This window comes from Enterococcus sp. DIV1283b, from assembly GCF_051710965.1.
In the GTDB taxonomy this organism is placed as follows: domain Bacteria; phylum Bacillota; class Bacilli; order Lactobacillales; family Enterococcaceae; genus Enterococcus_B; species Enterococcus_B lactis.
Window position 1 is genome coordinate 1,652,050 of record NZ_JBIOLR010000001.1, and the last position, 19,639, is coordinate 1,671,688.

Annotated in this window: 14 protein-coding genes; 3 read left to right on the forward strand and 11 right to left on the reverse strand. The window is 38.3% G+C overall.

Going from position 1 to position 19,639, the window contains the following annotated elements; translation table 11 throughout:
* Positions 1 to 4 precede the first annotated feature (4 nt).
* From IGJ53_RS08115 to IGJ53_RS08125, 3 genes are read right to left on the reverse strand one after another with little or no spacing between them, the layout of a single operon-like run.
* Positions 5 to 652 carry an amino acid ABC transporter permease gene (locus IGJ53_RS08115; RefSeq protein ID WP_002288038.1) on the reverse strand — a complete coding sequence of 216 codons (648 nt, stop codon included), beginning with the start codon at positions 650 to 652 and terminating at the stop codon, positions 5 to 7.
* 12 nt (positions 653 to 664) lie between these two features.
* Entirely contained in the window at positions 665 to 1,480 is an 816-nt protein-coding gene (locus tag IGJ53_RS08120; protein ID WP_002309411.1) for a transporter substrate-binding domain-containing protein, read from the reverse strand.
* A gap of 13 nt (positions 1,481 to 1,493) precedes the next feature.
* Positions 1,494 to 2,231, reverse strand: a complete 738-nt coding sequence (locus tag IGJ53_RS08125; RefSeq protein ID WP_010732682.1) for an amino acid ABC transporter ATP-binding protein — start codon at positions 2,229 to 2,231, stop codon at positions 1,494 to 1,496.
* 253 nt (positions 2,232 to 2,484) lie between these two features.
* Between IGJ53_RS08125 and trpS the strand changes: the two genes are divergently transcribed.
* Positions 2,485 to 3,495 carry a tryptophan--tRNA ligase gene (gene trpS, locus IGJ53_RS08130; protein ID WP_010732683.1) on the forward strand — a complete coding sequence of 337 codons (1,011 nt, stop codon included), beginning with the start codon at positions 2,485 to 2,487 and terminating at the stop codon, positions 3,493 to 3,495.
* 168 nt (positions 3,496 to 3,663) lie between these two features.
* Here the strand turns inward: trpS and pheT are convergent, their stop codons facing one another.
* The 6 genes from pheT to IGJ53_RS08160 all read right to left on the reverse strand — a co-directional run bounded on the left by pheT (position 3,664) and on the right by IGJ53_RS08160 (position 16,747).
* Entirely contained in the window at positions 3,664 to 6,084 is a 2,421-nt protein-coding gene (pheT, locus tag IGJ53_RS08135) for a phenylalanine--tRNA ligase subunit beta (RefSeq protein ID WP_438750011.1), read from the reverse strand.
* Positions 6,085 to 6,088: 4 nt separating this feature from the next.
* Positions 6,089 to 7,132 (reverse strand): phenylalanine--tRNA ligase subunit alpha, encoded by a 1,044-nt coding sequence (pheS, locus tag IGJ53_RS08140; RefSeq protein WP_010732685.1) that lies wholly within the window; start codon positions 7,130 to 7,132, stop codon positions 6,089 to 6,091.
* A 312-nt stretch (positions 7,133 to 7,444) separates the two neighbouring features.
* Positions 7,445 to 7,786, reverse strand: coding sequence for a winged helix-turn-helix transcriptional regulator (locus tag IGJ53_RS08145; protein ID WP_002292948.1), 342 nt, complete (start codon positions 7,784 to 7,786; stop codon positions 7,445 to 7,447).
* A gap of 68 nt (positions 7,787 to 7,854) precedes the next feature.
* Positions 7,855 to 11,577, reverse strand: coding sequence for a helicase-exonuclease AddAB subunit AddA (gene addA, locus IGJ53_RS08150; RefSeq protein ID WP_259742280.1), 3,723 nt, complete (start codon positions 11,575 to 11,577; stop codon positions 7,855 to 7,857).
* A complete protein-coding gene (locus IGJ53_RS08155) occupies positions 11,574 to 15,101 on the reverse strand; it encodes a PD-(D/E)XK nuclease family protein (RefSeq protein WP_438750014.1) in 3,528 nt (1,175 codons plus the stop codon). Before IGJ53_RS08155 ends, addA begins: the two co-directional genes overlap by 4 nt.
* A 179-nt stretch (positions 15,102 to 15,280) precedes the next feature.
* The gene (locus tag IGJ53_RS08160; protein ID WP_010732688.1) at positions 15,281 to 16,747 is read right to left on the reverse strand and encodes a peptide MFS transporter; all 1,467 of its coding nucleotides are present in this window, start codon (positions 16,745 to 16,747) and stop codon (positions 15,281 to 15,283) included.
* A 385-nt stretch (positions 16,748 to 17,132) separates the two neighbouring features.
* Between IGJ53_RS08160 and IGJ53_RS08165 the strand changes: the two genes are divergently transcribed.
* Positions 17,133 to 17,729 carry a nitroreductase family protein gene (locus IGJ53_RS08165; RefSeq protein WP_002309425.1) on the forward strand — a complete coding sequence of 199 codons (597 nt, stop codon included), beginning with the start codon at positions 17,133 to 17,135 and terminating at the stop codon, positions 17,727 to 17,729.
* Positions 17,730 to 17,784: 55 nt separating this feature from the next.
* On the opposite strand, the gene IGJ53_RS08170 is transcribed toward IGJ53_RS08165, so the two are convergent.
* Both IGJ53_RS08170 and IGJ53_RS08175 read right to left on the reverse strand, forming a co-directional pair.
* Complete coding sequence (locus IGJ53_RS08170) at positions 17,785 to 18,267, reverse strand: hypothetical protein (protein WP_002315109.1); 483 nt, start codon at positions 18,265 to 18,267, stop codon at positions 17,785 to 17,787.
* A 105-nt stretch (positions 18,268 to 18,372) separates the two neighbouring features.
* The gene (locus IGJ53_RS08175) at positions 18,373 to 18,570 is read right to left on the reverse strand and encodes a hypothetical protein (RefSeq protein WP_002288059.1); all 198 of its coding nucleotides are present in this window, start codon (positions 18,568 to 18,570) and stop codon (positions 18,373 to 18,375) included.
* Between the two features lie 294 nt (positions 18,571 to 18,864).
* On the opposite strand from IGJ53_RS08175, the gene IGJ53_RS08180 reads away from it, so the two are divergent.
* Entirely contained in the window at positions 18,865 to 19,623 is a 759-nt protein-coding gene (locus IGJ53_RS08180) for a C39 family peptidase (protein ID WP_259742278.1), read from the forward strand.
* Positions 19,624 to 19,639: the final 16 nt, after the last annotated feature.

Consider the following 19,639-nt stretch of genomic DNA (forward strand, 5'->3'; position numbering starts at 1 on the left):
CCTTCTATGAACGAACCGCCCATTTTTTCTCAAGATAAACCATTAAGTAAGATAACGGCAGCGTGATAACTAAGTAAAATAACCCAACGATGATATACGTATCGAAGGTATTGAATGTTTCACTGGCGATCAAGTCTCCTTGATACATCAAATCCAAACCAGCTACGATTGCTAAAATAGACGAGTTTTTCACAAGATTAATAAATTGGTTGCCTAATGGCGGAATAACGATTTTGAACGCTTGGGGCAAAACAATATAACGCATAATTTCTGAATAGGTAAATCCAGAAGACAATCCTGCTTCTGTTTGGCCTTTTGGTACGGTTTGAATCCCTGAACGTACTGTTTCAGCAATAAAAGCGGATGTATAGATAGTCAATCCAATCGTCCCTGCTTGGAATCCATCTAGATTAAACCAATAAATCGGTACGACAACATAAAAAAACATCACGATGATCAATAATGGAATGTTTCTAAAAAATTCTACATATGCCTTTGCTAAGGCACTCACTACTTTATTCTTTGATAATTGGAAGATTGCCATCAACGTTCCGATAATCAAACTAAACACAAGTGCTAAGACACTCGAAAACAATGTGATCTTGAACCCGTCGACAAAGATTGGTCCATAAGTCTGTATCAATTCGCTCATTGCCTCTCCCCCTTACTCTACTTTTCCTTCAGTTTCATTTGGAAACCATTTTTGATAGATTTTATCATATGTGCCATCTGCATGCATTTCCTCTAGCGCTTGGTTAACAGCTTTCAAGAAGTTTTCTTGTCCTTTGTTGATCGCAATTCCATAAGGCTCATTAGTAAACGTTCCGCCGACTAACTCGTACTCAGGATTTTCATCTGCAATCCCTAACAAGATCGCATTATCCGTAGTCATTGCGTCTCCCTGGCCAGATTGTAAGGCAGTAAATGCTTCTGCATAATTTTCTAATTCCAGAATGTTTGCATCTGGTGCATGCTGTCGGATATTCGCAGCCGACGTAGAACCTTTGACTGCTAGAACTGTTGTAGAAGCATTCAAATCATCTACACTTTTGATTTGGCTTCCCTTCTTTACCAACAAAGCTTGGCCAGCATCGAAATAGACATCTGAAAAATCGACTTGTTTTTTTCGTTCATCTGTGATCGTCATCGTCGCAATGATCGCATCGATGTTTCCGTTTTTCAATAACGGGATCCGCGTTTTAGAAGTGACTTCAACAAATTCCGCTTTTCCATTCTCACCAAGGATCTTTTCAGTGATTGCTTTTGCAATATCTACATCAAATCCTTGTACGGTTCTGCTCTCAATATCCATCATTCCAAATAATCGAGTATCATATTTGACACCCCAGATGATTTCATTGGTAGATTTGCTTCTCTCTAAAATATCTTCATTTGCCAACCCATTTCCTTTACATCCGGCTAGTGCAAGAAAAGCAATGCCTAAAAGAAAAATCAGGCGTATTTTTTTAAACCTGCGCATCTTTTTCCTCCTATCAATGATTGATAACTTTACTGATAAATTGCTGTGCTCGGACTTCATTTGGATTTTCGAAAAAGTCTCTCACATTTCTGCTATCTTCCAATACTTCTCCCTCAGCCATGAAGATGACACGATCCGCAACTTCTTTAGCAAAGCCCATTTCATGCGTTACGACAATCATTGACATGCCGTCATGCGCCAATTTTTTCATGACGTCCAATACATCACCAATCATTTCCGGATCCAAAGCAGAAGTAGGTTCATCAAACAGCAGCATCTCAGGATTCATCGCTAAACCTCTGGCGATTGCCACCCGTTGCTGTTGTCCACCGGATAACATGGAAGGATAAGAATCTTTCTTATCTAACATATTGACAGTTTTCAGAAATTTCTCCGCGTTTTTGACTGCAGTTGCCTGGTCTTGCTTTAACACTTTGATTGGTGCTAATGTAATATTTTCCAGAACGGTTTTATTAGGATACAAATTGAAATGCTGGAAAACCATGCCGATATTCTTTCGGACTTCTGTCAACTTTGTCTTTTTATCATGCAAGTCAGTATCATTAATTAGTAGCTTGCCTGAAGAAATCGTCTCTAATCCATTGATACAGCGAAGCATCGTGCTCTTTCCTGAACCAGAAGGACCAATGACAACGACAACTTCTCCTTTCTCGAATTCGAGATTGATATTTTTTAATGCGTGGAACTTGCCATAATATTTATCCACGTGATCAAATTTAATCATTGCCATAGAATTACACTCCCATTATTATTTAGTAAGATTTCTTTTAAAGATGTATAATAAAATACATTATATCTGATAGTTTAGTAATTTGTAAAGTTTCTTAGAACGTTTATTCTCCCATAAATATTTCTTTCATTTCTAATCTATTAGTTATTTTATCCTCTTTCCTTGTTTTTTCCTTAGGAACTGTTGTTTCTTGTCAGGAAAAACGGTAAGATATTAAGTGCTCAGACTTACAAATCGTAAAGAGGTGTCTTTTTTGAAAAATATTATTTTAACGGGAGATCGACCAACTGGGAAGCTGCATTTAGGGCATTACGTCGGTTCTCTAAAAACCCGAGTGGCTATGCAAGCAGATGAAGACAACCAACTGTTTGTCATGATTGCTGACATGCAAGCCCTGACCGATAATGCTAAAAATCCTGAGAAGGTTTCATCAAATGTCTTGCAAGTTGCTTTAGACTATTTAGCCGTGGGATTAGATCCTGCAAAATCTACTTTATTTATCCAATCACAAATTCCGGAATTAGCTGAGTTAACCATGTATTATTTGAACTTAGTCAGCGTAGGACGCGTTCGACGCAATCCGACTGTCAAAACAGAAATCGAACAAAAGAAATTCGGTGAAAGCGTGCCTACAGGATTCTTTATCTATCCTGTTTCTCAAGCAGCAGATATCACTGCATTCAAAGCGAATCTCGTACCTGTTGGCGAGGATCAAAAACCAATGTTAGAGCAGACACAGGAAATCGTACAAAGCTTCAATCATACATATGGTGAAGTCTTGGTGGAACCAAAAGGCGTATTCCCACCAAAAGGAATGGGTAGGTTACCTGGAATCGATGGAAATGGCAAAATGAGTAAATCGTTAGGAAACGGTATTTATATCTCCGATCCTGCCGATGTCTTACAGAAAAAAGTCATGAGTATGTATACTGATCCAAACCACATCCATGTACAAGATCCTGGACAAGTAGAAGGGAATATGGTATTCACCTACTTGGATGTATTCGGAACAGATAAAGAAGCAATTGAAGAAATGAAAGCTCATTATCGCCGCGGCGGACTTGGCGATGTAAAGATCAAACGATACCTCATTGATGTATTGGAAGCAGAATTTGCACCGATCCGCGCGCGCCGAGAAGAATTGGAAAAAGATCCTTCAGCTGTTATGGAAATCTTACGTAAAGGTAGTGAAGAAGCTGCTAAAGTAGCTGCACAAACACTTTCTGAAGTAAAATCAGCAATGGGGATCAATTACTTCATTTAATTCATTTACTCTAAAAAACAGGCTGTAAAGGCCTGTTTTTTTATCTCGTCTCTGTGCTATTCCTTTTTTAAAATCAAAAAAAGAGATATGACAAACTTGTGTCACATCTCTTTTTCAAATGAATAGTCTTCAAAAGCTACTTGATCGTTACTTACTATATTTTCCCTCTTAGCGAATACTTGCCTCTAGGTTTTCTATCAACGCTTTTTCGACTTTTTCCATTGCTTTATTGATTTCTTCATCTGTCAATGTTGCTTCAGGATTGACGAATGTCAGACTATAAGCCATGGATTTATGTCCTTTTTCGATGTTTTCTCCTTGATAGACATCAAATAATTGGATATCTGTTAAAAATCTTCCGGCAGCAGAATGGATCACTTCTGTTAATTCCTGATTTGTCACAGTTTCTTTTACAAGCAAAGCGATATCCCGGCTGACTGCTGGGAATTTTGTCACTGCTTCAAAAACGATTCCTTTTTGGGCAGCTTCCACTACAGCAGATAAATCAAACTCAGCTACATATGTTTCTGGAATATCATAACTTTTGGCAATTGTCGGATGCACTTGACCGACAAAACCGATAAATTGTTCGCCAAGATAAATTGCAGCAGTTCTTCCAGGATGCATTCCTTTTATTTCTGTCACTGTTTGATAATGGATATCTTCAGTGATACCTAGTTGTTCAAATAAGTTTTCTAAAAGACCCTTGATGGTGAAAAAGTCTACGTTTTGTGTTTTCGTCTGCCAATCTTTTTCTTCCCAAACACCAGAAATAGCGATTGCTGCATGTTTTACTTCTTGCGGCAGATGTGCGCGCGGATCATTTTCTTGGAAGAATACCCGACCAATTTCATATAAAGCAATCTCTGTATTTTTTCGAGCAGTGTTATAACTGATATCATCTAATAGTCCGCTGATCAAATTCATTCGTAATACAGAACGTTCTTCGCTCATTGGCCAGTCCAAACGTGTAATATTACTTTCTTTTATAACAAACTGTCTTGATTTTTCTTCTGTTGTCAATGCATAACTGATTGCTTCGCTCAATCCGCTTCCTTCAAAGATTGTACGAATTTTACGAGTAGTTTCTTGTTCTTTTGACAAGCTTCCAGCAACCGTTTCTCCACTTGGAAGTGTAGATGGCAACTGGTCGTATCCATAAATACGAGCAACTTCTTCGATAATGTCTGCTTCGATTTGGATATCCCAGCGTCTTGGTGGTATAACTACAGAATAAACATGATCCTTTTCTTCATAGCTAAATCCAAGTGCTTCAAAAATCTCATTTACTTCTTTAACGACAAGAGATGTTCCTAAATATTGATTGATGCGTTCAAGTGAAATCTTCACTGATACGTCTTCTGCTTTGATCTCTGAACCTTTGACCGCGCCTTGTAGAACTTCCCCACCCGCAAGAGAAACGATCATTGCTGCAGCAACCTCACTGGCTTCTCCAACAGTTGCATGGTTGATCCCTTTTTCAAAGCGTGCAGAAGATTCGCTACGCAAATTAAATTGTTTTGCTGTACGACGGATCAAAATTGGATCAAACAAAGCAGATTCCAGTGCCACTGTTGTTGTTTCATTCGTAATTTCTGAATCTAATCCACCCATGACACCAGCTAAAGCAACTGGTTCTTTGCCATTAGTGATGACAAGATTGTCAGTTGTCAATTCCCGAGATTCTCCATCTAACGTTACTAATGTCTCATTTTCTTTTGCATGACGGACAAGGATCTCGTTTGATTTCAATTTGTCGTAGTCAAATGCATGTAGTGGTTGTCCGAATAAAAGCAAAATATAGTTCGTCACATCTACTACATTGTTGATTGGGCGGATGCCTTCATTCATCAAAAGATTTTGCAGCCATTGAGGACTTGGTTGGATGTTTACTCCTTCAATGATGCGGATTTGATAGGCAGGAACGACTTCTTTATCTTCAACTGTCACTTGGATCTTATCGCTAGCAAGTTGTGATGATTCTACTAATTTCTCGTCATCAAATGTAGGCGTCTGACGATAGATTGCCCCAACTTCATAAGCTACGCCACGCATTGACAATGCATCTGCACGATTTGGTGTGATAGACAATTCAATGATCGAATCATCCATATCTAAATAAGGAAAAACTGGATCGCCATTTACAGCTTCTTTTGGCATATAATAGATACCTTCAGCGTATTCTTTCGGTATAACACTGTCTGAATAGCCAATTTCTTGTAACGAGCAAATCATGCCATTTGATACTTGACCACGCATTTTCCCTTTTTTGATCTTCACATTTCCAGCAATCCGTGAGTTAGGAAGCGCAACGATCACTTTGATTCCGACCTTCACATTAGGCGCTCCACAAACGATTTGAGACAGTTCGTCTTCACCAATATCGACTTGACAAATAGAAAGGTGATCAGAATCTGGATGTGGTACACATTCCTTGACTTCACCGACAACGATTTTTTTCAAGCCTTCTTCTGGAACCGTGATTCCCTCGACTTCGATTCCTGTTACAGACATTTTATCCGCTAATTCTTTTGGTGTTACATTCGATAAATCCACATAACGATTAAGCCATTTATATGAAACTAACATCTTCTTACTCCCCCTTGAACTGACTTAAGAAACGTAAGTCATTTTGATAGAAATTACGGATATCATTCACTCCATACCGCAACATAGCTACGCGGTCTGGTCCAAGGCCGAAAGCAAAGCCTGAATATTCTTCTGGATCAATTCCTGACATCTTCAACACATTCGGGTGCACCATGCCAGCTCCTAAAATCTCGATCCAGCCAGTGTATTTACATACGTTACAACCGGCACCACCACATTTGAAACAGCTGACATCTACTTCTACTGATGGCTCCGTAAATGGGAAATAACTTGGACGCAAACGGATTTCACGTTCTTCCCCAAACATTTTTTTCATTACGACTTCTAATGTTCCTTTAAGGTCGCCCATCGTGATGTTTTTATCAACAACTAGCCCTTCAATTTGATGGAACTGATGGCTGTGGGTCGCATCATCTGTATCTCTGCGGAAAACTTTTCCTGGCGAGATCATTCGTAGAGCACCCTTAGAGAAATCATGCTTTTCCATTGTCCGTGCTTGGACTGGTGAAGTATGTGTCCGAATCAATATCTCGTCTGAAATATAGAAAGTATCTTGCATGTCCCTTGCCGGATGGTCTTTTGGCAGGTTCATCCGTTCGAAATTGTAATGGTCAGACTCTACTTCGTAACCTTCTACGATCTGATACCCCATACCTATAAAAATATCTTCAATTTCTTCCATGATTTGTGTCACGATATGACGTGTACCATGCTTTACTTTTCTACCAGGCAATGTCACGTCTACTGTTTCTTTTGCCAAAGCTGCATTTAACGCTTCTTCTTCTAATATTTGTTTTTTTCGCTCTATTTCTTCTGTCAAAAGGTCTCGGATCTCATTTGCGAAACTTCCGACTTTTGGACGTTCTTCTGGACTTAGATCTTTCATCCCACGCAATACTTCTGTGATCGGTCCTTTTTTTCCTAACGTTTCAACACGTATTTGATTTAATTCTTTTAAATCTTGTGCCGCCGTGATTTTGACGATTGTTTCTTCTTTCAAGCTCTCTAATTGTGCTTGTAAAGACATGTGCTTGTTCCTCCTTTATAATTCCAAATACAAAACAAAAAGACCTCATTCCTGTTAAGGAACGAGGTCTTCGCGTTACCATCCTAATTTGCGGATAAATAAACTTACACCGCACTCTTACTTCGTTAACGACAGATGCCGGTCTGATAATGATCAGACGAACTCGGAAAGTGAACTTCATTTTTCAAACACAGGACCTGTTTTCAGTCTGTGACAGATCTCCCTGAACTGGTTTAGCCAAACTACTCTTTTTCGTCATCGTTCTTTTACTTATTCGTATGGACTATAGTTTACAAGATTTTTTTTACAAAATCAACCGCATTCTTCCTCTGTGACCCATTTTTCACTCCAAACTTGTATTTGACGCATTGCTTTTTGCAAGTCTGCTCCTTTTTCAGTCAAGAGATATTCTGAACGGCTTTTTTCACTACAGGCAATGTTTCGAGTGACTATTCCTTCTTTTTCTAATTCCTTCAAGCGTTCGACCAATACCCGATCACTAACCATCGGGATTTTTGCCGCAAGCTCGACAAAGCGTTGCGGACCATTTTCGAGTAGTACATCGATAATCAATCCGTTCCATTTTTTTCCTAAAATAGAGAACGTTTTTTCAAATTTAGGACACAAAACGAATTCTGTCTGTGTTAGCTCCATCATACTCACCTCTTCCCAGAGTATAGCATAATCCTTACAAAATATAAGTCAAGTTTGCTCAATTATAATTATTTATTAATGTTTATGATTCGTTTCACTCGAAGTAAAATTAGGAAAACATTTTCTACAGGTTTATTCAGTGCTTCTGTCATTGCTTGTTGGTAAAGTCTTAGCTGTCCTTGATATTTTTGGACGATCGCGTCTATTTCTGCTGGATCATCCGGATGTAAAATGAAATCTGTTTTAAAATCATAGATATGGAGATGATCTTTTTCTTCTAAGTATCCATCGACGATTCCGTGGATCAATAGCTCATCTTCCTGATTTGGATAGTCTTGAAATACTTCATCAGCAGAAAGCAGCATGGAAAAAGGTTGTTCCCGTTTTACGTTTTCTTTGTTGGCAATCAACTGTTGCCCAAGTTCTGTTTGAAAGAACCATATAATAGAAGAAACATCTATTTTTTTTGCGACCTTTTCGTCTATTAACCGTTTCTTTACTAATTCCTGCAACTTTTGATTGATGCTCTCTGTAGTTGGCATCTCTAATGGCAGCAATTGCAGTAAAGCATGGGTAGCTGTTCCAACAGCAGCTGCCGACACTTGCCGATCTTTTTGTAAAAATTTTGGTTCTGCTAGTTGTTCTTGCGTATAACGGAATTGACGAGATGCTGCCTTTGTTTGACTACTTTCCAGAGTCAAACGTGATTCTTGTGTATCATCTGGATCTTCGAATAATCGTTTGATCTCAGATACAGATTGATAACTTGTGGTTTGCGAAGAAGCCTGATAAGGATATTCATAGGCTAGACGTTTTTGTAACGAATCTGCTAATACAGTTTCCTCTTCTTTCATCTGCTCATCTAAGTCAACCAGTTGTTTTTCAGCAAGCAACTGTCTTTGTTCAATGATTGATTGCTGATTCATCCATGAAATGGAAAACTGTGCATTTGAATCTTGAAGGAGAGAAGTCGAAACTTCTTCCTCTAAGTATTTCTGCATTTCAGGATGGCGGATCAATCCGTAACCAATCCAATTCATCAAGCTACTTCTGCCCTTCAAACGTAGCGCAGGATCAAAAACCAACTCCTCATGATCAGCTGCTTCAGACCACGTTTGGATCATTTGCTCTTTATTTTTATAGGAACCGACAATGAAAAGCTTTTGTTCTGCCCGAGTCAATCCTACATACAATTTACGCATTTCTTCCGATAACAATTTGTTTTGCTTTGCCAATTTGATGGCTTGAAACGGTAACGTATCATACAACACCCGTGTTTCAGGATCCATATAGCGAATACCTGCTCCAAGTTTTTCTTCAAAAGCATACCGATTACGCAAGTCTTGTAAGTTGAATTCTTTCGTCATATCTAACAAAAATACAACTGGAAATTCCAAGCCTTTACTTGCATGGATCGTCATTACGCGAACAGCATTATCTTCTATTGAAATGACTGGTTCTGCTAAGTCTTTATCTTTTTCTTGCATTTTTTCAATGAAACGCACGAACTGATATAATCCTCTGAAAGAACTTTGCTCGTAAGCTTTGGCGCGATCGACCAACGCATAGAGATTGGCTTGTCTCTGTGCTCCTGCTGGCAGACCGACCACATACTCTAGATATCCCGTCTCATAATAGATATCCCATAGCAAGTCAGTGATCGAAGAACGGCGAGCAAGTTCTCGCCAATGATCTAGTTGTTTGCCAAAATGTTCCAGCTTAGCCGCTAATTCATCTTCGTTTGATGCTTGATAAGCAAGCACAGCATCATAGTAAGTATGTGCACGGTCGGCTAATCGGATGCTGGCTAATTCTGGTTCAATCAAACCCACGACTGGCGAACGCAATACAGCCGCAAGCGGAATATCTTGATAGGGATTGTCAATTAATTGTAGTAGCGAGATCATCGTGCGAATTTCTGTCGCTTGAAAATAGTTTTGAGCATCATTCATCTCCAATGGAATATCCAATGTTTTGAAAATCTCTAAAATCGTTAAGTTATTCTTCTTTGTAGGTGTCAAGAGAACAATGTCTCTGTATTCTATCGGACGATCTTTCTTTGATTTTTTATCATAAATCATAAAGGAAGAATCAATCAATTGACGAATCTTCAGTCCTGTCATAAAAAGTTCGCCTTCTGTTTTGTCTTCCAGTATATCGTCAGTCGGAATCTCGATCTCTGATTCTTCCTGTTCTTTTTCATAGATCATGATTTCTGGCTCAAACTGTTCATTCTCTGGAAAGTCTGAAAATCCCTGTATCAGTTTGGCTGCTTCGTCATAATTGATTTGACCCACTGCTGGATCCATTAGTTGTTCAAAAATAAGATTCGTAAAAGAAAGGACTTCTTTTCTAGAGCGGAAGTTCTCAGCCAAAACGATCCGACGTCCGCCTTCTTTCTTTGAAAAATTCTCGTATTTCCCGATAAATAAACTAGGATCTGCTAAACGGAAAGAATAAATGGATTGTTTGACATCCCCAACCATAAACATATTTCCCTTTGTATCATCAGGTTCTCTTAGCCAGTATAAAATGGCTTCTTGTAATTGGTTCACGTCTTGATATTCATCTACCATTACTTCTTTGAATTTTTTTCGATAATGTTTTGAAGCTTCACTTGGCAGCCATGCATCTTTCGTTTTTTCTGTGAGAATCTGCAACGCTAGATGTTCCAGATCATTGAAATCCAACACACCTTTTTCCCGTTTACGCATACTGAAACCGTCCATAAAGCTTTGCGTGACTTTTGTCATTTCTTCGACTAACGGTAGTGCTTTTTCCGTTAATTCTTCCATTTGGCTTGGTGAAACAGGAAAGTAACTTTTACTTATCTGCTGAATCAGTTTTTTTGCTTTATCCCTCATGGCCTTGACTTCATTGGAGATTTCTTTCAATTCTGCTTTACGACTGCTCTTAAAAGTTGAAAAAGTCAGTTGTTCCAAACTAGCATAAGCTTCTTCTAACCGATCTTGCGAGAAAGCTTCATAGATATTTTTGATCTGCTGTTGTTCTCCAACCACTTGCTCATGCATTTTTTCTAATCCTTCACCTTGTGCTAACTGAGTCATCTGTTCATATAATTGTACACATTGGTATATATCTGCCAATACTAAAGGACGGATTTGTTCTTGATATAATCGAGATTTCGCTAGCCCCTCAGTCAAACGATAATTATCGCTTAACTGTTCTAGCCATTTTTGGGGGTCAGGGTTGGCACGGGCAAACTCATAAAGAGAAAACACCAGATTCGTCAAGCCGTCATCTGAACGATCATTAGAAAAATTCATTGTTAATTGGAAAAATCGTTCATCATTTTCTGCATAAAGTGCTTCTCTCAGCTCGTCCCACACATCCTCCTTCATCAAGATCGTTTCTGTTTCATCTGTTAACATGCGAAAGACCGGATCAATATCAATTAAGTAATAATAACGTCGAATAACTGTTAGACAAAAAGCATGTAAGGTTGAGATATTCGCTGTGGGCAATAAAACTAACTGCTTAGTAAAATGCTGTCTTCGTACAGGGTCGCTTTCGCTGTTGACCGCTTCTTGTAATGCCTCTTGAATTCTTTCTTTCATTTCTCTTGCGGCTGCTTCAGTAAATGTCACAATCAGTAATTCATCGATATCAAAACCCATTTTTAATTTTTCAATCACTCTTCGAACAAGCACTGTAGTTTTACCTGATCCGGCAGACGCAGAGACTAACAAATTATCTCCTTGATCGAAAATCGCCTGCCACTGATCATCTGTAAATCGTTCGTTTTGCGGTTTTAAAGGAATTTGATTCACTCTTCTTCACTCCTTTTCAATATTCTGCGCAGTGCTTCTTCCTTATCCATTTTCTCCAGACGGTGGTAATTATTTTCTTTCAGCATCACATCAAACGTACAGATGCTTCTGAATGGACAAAATTCGCAGGCAATTCGCTGTTTATCTTTATAAGCTGGGTTCAGTTTGATTTCTCCGGAAGTGATTGCATCTCCAGCTAACCGCATATTTTCCCGATTATGCGCCATAAACAGTTGCAGTTCTTCTTCCGTGAAAAATTTGTCTTTGCTGAAACTACCTTTTTGGTATTCATCTTTCGCATTCTTTTTCACTGGGTAGATCAGTGATTGTTCTTTTGCTTCCAGTGAATGATCTAGTACTTCTAAAAGAGCGGGATCATCGACAAAAACGCCATCATAACTAAATTTTTTCAATGTATTCTTCTCTACATCATCTGTCTCCGTCAATACAGGATTATGAACATGTAAATAATATGATCCTGCTGGTTTAACAGCCGCCTTTCCAGTCAAACGTACCGCATCCATCAATGCTACGTCCAGATACGTCAATAATTGCATAGCCATGCCATAATAAGCTTCTGTGACATCGAATGAACGTCCACTAGATTTGTAATCAACGACGCTTAACCAAGTATCTTCTTGTTCAGAAGCTACATCGATCCGATCGATTTTTCCTCGAACATGGAGTTTACCACCATTACTCAACGGTAATTCCAGACCTGTGATACCTTTTGCTCCAGCAATCTGACCAAATAAGATCTCCGTCTGAAGAGGATGCATGCCCGTATTTTTGCTCTGTTTTTGCAAAGCCCATGCCACTTTTTGGATCGTCTGTCCTAACTGATAGCGGATATAGTTCATTCTTGCAGAACTATCCAATATCTCAAACCGAAGTTCTCCGAACACTTCTTGCAGCACTTTTTCAGTAAAGTCTTTACGCTGCGCATCGGTCATATTCACTAAGGATAATTGGTTTGAAAACAGTAGCTTGAAGAAACGATCCAATGATTCATGATAAAAATCACCTGTTGCTGCTGGAGTCAGACCATAAACAGTTCGTTCTTTCAATTTCAAACCAAATTGCATGAAGTATTTGTATTCACAATTATAAAAATTCTCCATACGTGAAATCGAAGTATAAATTTCTTTTCCATAAAGCTCTTCCGCCATTTTTTCTGGCATCGAAACAGGCACATTCAAATGTTCCTGACTTTCAAAGATTTGTAAAGCAAAATTGCGCCATGAGGAATTCAGTACTAATTCTTTGAGCTTTTGCCAATGTTTTGGTACAGGTTTTTTTTCATCTAAAGCTAATCGATAAATCCTATTGACTGTATTGATTCCGCTTCTATAAGTTCCTACATAACAATCAGGATCGCTTTCGATCGTCAAATGCTCTTTTCTCTCGACGGGAACTGATAAATATTCTGTGATCCTGCGCAAATAAGGAGACATCTTCAGTGAACCATCTGTGTCATAGCTTTGTGCATAGCTAAGATATAATCGATCCGTTCCGGAAAGAAAAACAAGGTAGGCTTGGAAAGGCTCAAAAGAGATACTTTCTTTTGATGGGTCGAATAAAAACTGTCCATCTGGCAAAGCTTGATTTAATACTTCTCGTTCTTCACTGGACAACAATCCTTTTGTTTCTTTACGGTCTGGAAACACTTGATCATTCAAACCTAATGCAAAAGTGACGGCAGCTTGATTCGGTCGAACTAATTCCAAACGGTTGATTCGCACTTGGTCGATTGCGGTAGGGATTTTACCATAACTTAGATTTTCTAGACCACTCGTAATGATTTCTTGGAACAGTGACCAGTCAAAAGCCGATTCACCATAAATGACTACATATTCATCCAGCAGATCAATCAGCGCTCCCCATGTCTGCTCATGGTTTCTTGCCGCTTCTAAGTTTCCTCTGTCTACTTCCTGATTACGCCAAAACAATAATTGTTGCTGTACACCACTTTGAATCAAAAATTGATAAAAAACATTTGCGGCCGCTTGTCCTGTTTTGCTTTTCTTTATTTTTTTAAAAAATGCAGGTACAGATTTCTGAAATAATCGTCTAATCGTATTTGACTGTTCTTCCAGATACTGTACGTCTTCAATCTGTTCTGCTTCAAAATCATACGCTACAAACTGCCAGTCTTTTTCACGCGTCCAGTAAGTGCCTTGATAATTATAAGCAAGTGCGACATTTTCTGTGATGTCCAATTTTTTCCTGAATTCATCTCGTTCTTGTTTCCATTCATCCAGTTCGATTTCTGTTTCCGTCGATAGGAACAATTCTGTCTTGAAAAAACGCATAATATCACTTAGCCGATAAGAATAGCGGTCAAGAGCGAACAGACTGTTGATCCATTCAATCAGCGGATGATTTTCCATCATTTGTTCTTCATCGATATAAAATGGAATCGCCATTTCTTGAAAGATTGGTCGAAGAATATTTCCATATAAGGACATATTTTTTGTCAGTACTTGGATATCACGATAACGGTAGTTTTCTTCACTGACTAGCCGTCTGATTTCAACAGCTAACTGTCGGACTTCCTCAGTTGGATTTTCAGCTTCCCACAAATGGAGAGCCTCTTGTTCCCCTAATTTGTGGACGGTTGCTTTCTTTTGGCTGGAAGTCTCTTCCCACATCGTTTGCAGCAACTGAAGCTCTGTCGGACGATTCTGCTCTGGCGCAAAACGATCTACTAATATAGGAACTTTCCGTTCTCTCGCACTTTGAAAAAGACGGAAATAAAGCTTTCCAGTCTCATGAAAGAGCGTAAATACTTCTGGAAGATCCGCTGTATAAGGACGATCCAACAATAAATCGACAACTAATTGCCCCTTTTCCATCATTGCCTGCAGTAATTGATACTCTTGCCCATTGATTCGGGAAAAACCGCTGACGATAAATTTGACGTTGGTGAAATCTTGTGTCTGCATATAATTTGCTAGTATAGCCAGTGCATCTTCATTTGATAGTGCACGCTCGGTCAATTCGCTGTCATAAGCTGAAAAAATCAGCTTCAAGTCTTTCATTTTAAGTTGCTGGTCTTCTGCATTCGGTGAATCACCAAATAAAAGCATCAAGTCTTCCGGTTGAATATTCCCTGTGCGCAACTCACTATAGAGTTCTTGCAATTGGCGAATAAATCCTCTTTTATTGATTTCTCCGCGAAAGATCGTTAATTCTTCCTCATGTTTTTCTAAAATCTGTCGCAAGATCATCGCAGATCCGGATTCTGATAATTCATTTCCTGTAAGAAGGGTTGTCTGTTGCAGCAAATACCAAGCCAGACGGTAAAAACTGAATACTTGAACATTTGTTGTGCTGAAAGCTTTTTTCCCGCTTCTTCTTCGCATCTCCGCTAAAATTTCTTGTTCCTGTTCGAATTTGCTGTAATTGGGAACAAGGAAAAATACTTGGTTGCTTGCATCCTGGTCGAGCCAAGCTGACGCTTCGTCGATCAAGACTTGACGGTGATCTTTTTTCCCGTTTCCAAGAATAAATTGTAAAGACATGCTTTTCCTCCTTCAACACATGATACGGTGCTTCTTTATTATATCAAAAAATACTGAACATTTGTTCTATATTCTTCAAATTATATACTTTTATGGTTCTGATATTTCTATTTTTTTGAGTATACGCAAAAAGACAGGAATCGCTAAAAATAAGCAATTCCTGTCTTTTCGTGAGTTGATTAATGGATAGATCCCATTAGTTTTTTGATTGGTTCTTTCACAGTAAATAGCAAGATACCACCGACGATTGCTACTGCACCGATAATACCGAAGTAGGCAGATTCTGTTCCCGGTGTGTAGAAGCGTGCAATTTGTGCATTGATTGCTTGTGAAGAAGCATCAGCTAAGAACCAAATAGCGATTGTTTGTGACTCAAATGCTCGTGGTGCTAATTTTGTTGTCACAGACAAACCAACTGGTGAAAGACACAATTCAGCAATAACCACGATGAAGAAACTTCCTAACAACCACAATGGACTTACTTTTCCACTTGTCCCATAAAGCATACCTGGCAACATCAATAGTAAGTATGATAATCCTGCAAACAAAAGACCAAGAGAGAATTTCACTACTGTAGATGGTTGGCGTTTGCCAAGTTTTGTCCACATTGTTACGAATACCGGTGTCAAAATAAAGATGAAAATCGGATTCAATGATTGATACCAGCTTGCTTGGATCGTCACACCAAATAGTGTAGATTGCGTACGTTCACTAGCAAATAAAGCTAAGATAGATGAACCTTGTTCTTGTAATGACCAGAAAATGATTGCTGCAAGGAATAATGGGATATACGCCCATACTCTTGGTTTTTCTTCAGCAGTTACATCTTTTGAAGTCAACATTTTGATAAAGTAATACAACGGTAAGATAATCCCCAATACACTGATTGTATTGACAAAAAAGTCGATTGTCAGATGACCAGTTAATTGTGCCCCACCGAATACTGCAGCGATAACAACAAGTGCGATGATCAAGTTACGGATGAATCCTTTACGTTCTTCAGTTGTCAAAGGATTCGGCGGTGTAGTACCCACTCCGTCTAATGTCTTGCGTCCTTGGATGATGTATTGTAATAATCCAAAGAACATCCCAATAGCAGCTAAAGAGAACCCTAAATGGTAGTTATATTCTTGACCGATTGTCCCAACGATTAGTGGTGCTAATAATGCCCCTAAGTTGACACCCATGTAAAAAATCGAAAATCCTGCATCTCTTCGCAAGTCAGTCTTTGAATAAAGATGTCCGACCATACCAGAAACGTTTGGTTTCAAAAAGGCGGTTCCAATAATAATCAATGCCATTGAAACAAATAATGTACTTACACCAAATGGTAAAGCCAAGACGATGTGTCCAAGCATAATGAAGACTCCACCAAAGAATACAGTACGTTTTGCTCCTAACATTCGGTCAGATACCCATCCGCCGACGATACTAGACATGTAGATCAAAGATCCGTATATCGACATGATAGCTAATGCTGTTGCTCGTGGTAATCCAAGTCCCCCGTTGGCAACTGTATCGTACATATAATAGATAAGTAATGCACGCATACCATAATAACTAAATCGTTCCCACATCTCAGTGAAGAACAAAGTTGACAATCCCTTCGGCTGCCCGAAGAAGCCCTTGTCTTGCTGTTTTTCCATAATCTATACCCCAATTCTTTAAATTTTCAGAAAATATTATACATCTTTACCGAAAAATTTAACTAAAAAACTTATTTAAGAAATATAAACTAATTTTCTATAAAAACAAGTAATTTTTAATGGCAATATCATAAAAAAAAGAAGATAGAGATTTAATAATTATATATCAGCTGTTTTTTTCAAATAAGCAAAAATTCCTAAAACACAGCAATGAAAGCGATAACCAAGAAAATCTTTTTCTAACGATTTCCCTTATTAAAATTGTTTTTTGAACTTCGCTTATTTTTGTGAGCATATCTGTTTACTTACTTTTTGTAAGATGCTATACTTCATTTCGTAATCAATTAAAAAAATGCAAAACGCAAATCAAAGGAGAAATTTTATTATGACAACTTTTACTGACACTTTAAAAAACCGCCGTTCAATCTATCATCTAGGACGTAATGTTTCACTTTCTAATGAAGAATTGACAGCTTTGATCAAAGAAGCAATTAAAGAAAGCCCAACTGCTTTCAATGCTCAATCAACACGCGCAGTTATTCTTTTCGGAGATGCACATGAAAAACTTTGGGAAATCACTGAAGAAGCACTTCGCCCATTGACTCCAGCAGAAGCTTTCCCAAATACACAAAACAAATTAGCTGGTTTCAAAAATGGTTATGGTACAGTATTATTCTTCAAAGATACTGACGTGGTAAAAGGTCTACAAGAACAATTTGAATTATATGCAGACAACTTCCCAGATTGGTCAGAACAATCAAACGGAATCGCAACAGCGAACACTTGGGTAGCATTAGTTGATAAAGGATTGGGCGCAAACTTGCAACATTACAACCCAGTTATTGACGAAGCAGTTGCAAAAGAATGGAATATCCCTTCAAACTGGAAACTACGTTCACAATTAGTATTCGGTTCACCAGAAACACCAGCTGGGGAAAAAGAATACATGAACGATGCAGATCGCTTCCGTGTATTCGGATAATTTTACTTGAAAAAAACAGAGGTTGTGACAAACATCTTGTCGCAACCTCTGTTTTTTATTCTGGATCGATCATAATATCAATCTCCGCCTCATCGTTCAAACGTTGGGACAAAAATGGAACTAATTCTTCTAATGATGCAGAAAATTTCAGCATCGGTCCCCGCCATCCGTTTCGGAAAAAATTCATTTTTACAATTTTAGAACCTTTTGGTTGGTACAACACGATTTTATTGATTTCAGAAAAAGGAACACCTTTTTTATCAAAGCTATTCAAGACAAGCCCTTCTTCTGTAATTCCTCGACTATCCAACAAAAAACTAATAAAAATCATCGCTGACAAAATTCCTTTTGCCAATTCATCTGCTGTAGGCTGACTGATGAGTGTGTACCAAATGACTAGTACTACCAAGAATGGTATGACCAAGTAAACCCATCGATTCCGAACAGTCCGATAAATAATTTCTTTTCGAACCAGCCAAAGAAATAAGAACATAACAACAACGAATAAAAACAATAGAACCGTAAAAAATGTTACCATGACAACTCGCCTCGCTTTTTCTTCTCCTGAAAACAGGAAAAGAATACTGATTTACCTTCTCAAAGAAATTGGACTTGCAGCACGCCGCACGTCCAATTATTTTCTTTATTCAAATGTATCATATTTTGCAACAACCATGCTTGCTTTTTCATCTAATAACTCTTGATCCTCTGCAGCACATTGGGCAACTTTGACCACGGCACAGTTTGTCATTTTTGATACAACTTCACCAATGACCGTTTTTGTAAAGCCAATTGGTTTGCATGCATATTGTTCTCCTAAATTAATCATTTCTTCCGTCATCAAAATCCTCCTAAACTGCTGGAACTTTTCTCCATATTACAATTGCTATTTTTTGGAGATTTAACTATTTGATTTTTTGTTTACAGTCAAAAATCAACCTTACAGGCATTATAGCGTACTGTTTTCGTTTTCACAATTAAAACAGCCGTTGTATCTAGAAGAATTTTTTCTAGAATAATAAATAATATTCCTCAAAAACTGATTATTTCTTACATATTTAAATAAAATACTTCCCTTCCCAATAAAAATACACTTATAATAGGAAAGATAAACAGCTGAAAAGGGAGATTTCCAATGAAGAAAAAAACATTTAAAAAACTATTGTTTCTAGGAGGTACAGCTACTCTTTTATTAAGCGGTACAAGTTATTACCTACATATCCATTCTCCAGAACATACAATGAATACTACACAAAAAAGTTCAACACAAAAAACGAAAAAGACAAAAAAGAAAGCAGAAGTTTTGCTAGATGTTCCATTAGAGAGCCAGTTTGACTCTCCTTCTCTAGAAAATGGCTGCGAGGTCACTTCACTTTCCATGCTTTTATCTTTTTATGGTTATGAAACGACTAAAAACCAGTTAGCTGAACAATTGGACTACGTCCCTGTTTTCAATGCAGATGGGACTCATGGCGATCCTAATGAAGGATTTGTTGGAGATATCAGTGGCGGAGACTGGGCTATGGGCGTCTATGTCCCTCCTGTTGCCTCTCTTGCTCAGCAGATCGTCCAAACGGATTATCATACCTTACCAAAAACAGATGCTCAACTAGATGATATCAAAAAAGCTCTATCTAAAGGGAATCCTGTATGGACTTCCGTGACTATCAATTTTGAAGTTCCTGATGAAACTGATTTTATGACTTGGACAACAAACAACGGAGAAGTAAGAGTCACTCCACTTGTTCATGCGTGTGTAGTCACTGGATACGACAAAGAAAATATTTACGTCAACGACCCCTATGGCGTAAAAAATCGAGCAGTGCCGATCAATGATTTTTCGGCCATTTTCACTGCAATGGGCGGACAAATGCTAACTTTGGAGAAAAGCTAGTAATTAAAGTAAAAAT

Excerpts from the sequence above, each read along its gene's own strand:
- IGJ53_RS08115 (WP_002288038.1), bottom strand. The coding sequence starts at position 652 with ATGAGCGAATTGATACAGACTTATGGACCAATCTTTGTCGACGGGTTC.
- IGJ53_RS08120 (WP_002309411.1), bottom strand. The coding sequence starts at position 1,480 with ATGCGCAGGTTTAAAAAAATACGCCTGATTTTTCTTTTAGGCATTGCT.
- IGJ53_RS08125 (WP_010732682.1), bottom strand. The coding sequence starts at position 2,231 with ATGGCAATGATTAAATTTGATCACGTGGATAAATATTATGGCAAGTTC.
- pheT (WP_438750011.1), bottom strand. The coding sequence starts at position 6,084 with ATGTTAGTTTCATATAAATGGCTTAATCGTTATGTGGATTTATCGAAT.
- pheS (WP_010732685.1), bottom strand. The coding sequence starts at position 7,132 with ATGTCTTTACAAGCACAATTAGAGAGCTTGAAAGAAGAAACAATCGTC.
- IGJ53_RS08145 (WP_002292948.1), bottom strand. The coding sequence starts at position 7,786 with ATGGAGCTAACACAGACAGAATTCGTTTTGTGTCCTAAATTTGAAAAA.
- IGJ53_RS08155 (WP_438750014.1), bottom strand. The coding sequence starts at position 15,101 with ATGTCTTTACAATTTATTCTTGGAAACGGGAAAAAAGATCACCGTCAA.
- IGJ53_RS08160 (WP_010732688.1), bottom strand. The coding sequence starts at position 16,747 with ATGGAAAAACAGCAAGACAAGGGCTTCTTCGGGCAGCCGAAGGGATTG.
- IGJ53_RS08165 (WP_002309425.1), top strand. The coding sequence starts at position 17,133 with ATGACAACTTTTACTGACACTTTAAAAAACCGCCGTTCAATCTATCAT.
- IGJ53_RS08170 (WP_002315109.1), bottom strand. The coding sequence starts at position 18,267 with ATGGTAACATTTTTTACGGTTCTATTGTTTTTATTCGTTGTTGTTATG.
- IGJ53_RS08175 (WP_002288059.1), bottom strand. The coding sequence starts at position 18,570 with ATGACGGAAGAAATGATTAATTTAGGAGAACAATATGCATGCAAACCA.
- IGJ53_RS08180 (WP_259742278.1), top strand. The coding sequence starts at position 18,865 with ATGAAGAAAAAAACATTTAAAAAACTATTGTTTCTAGGAGGTACAGCT.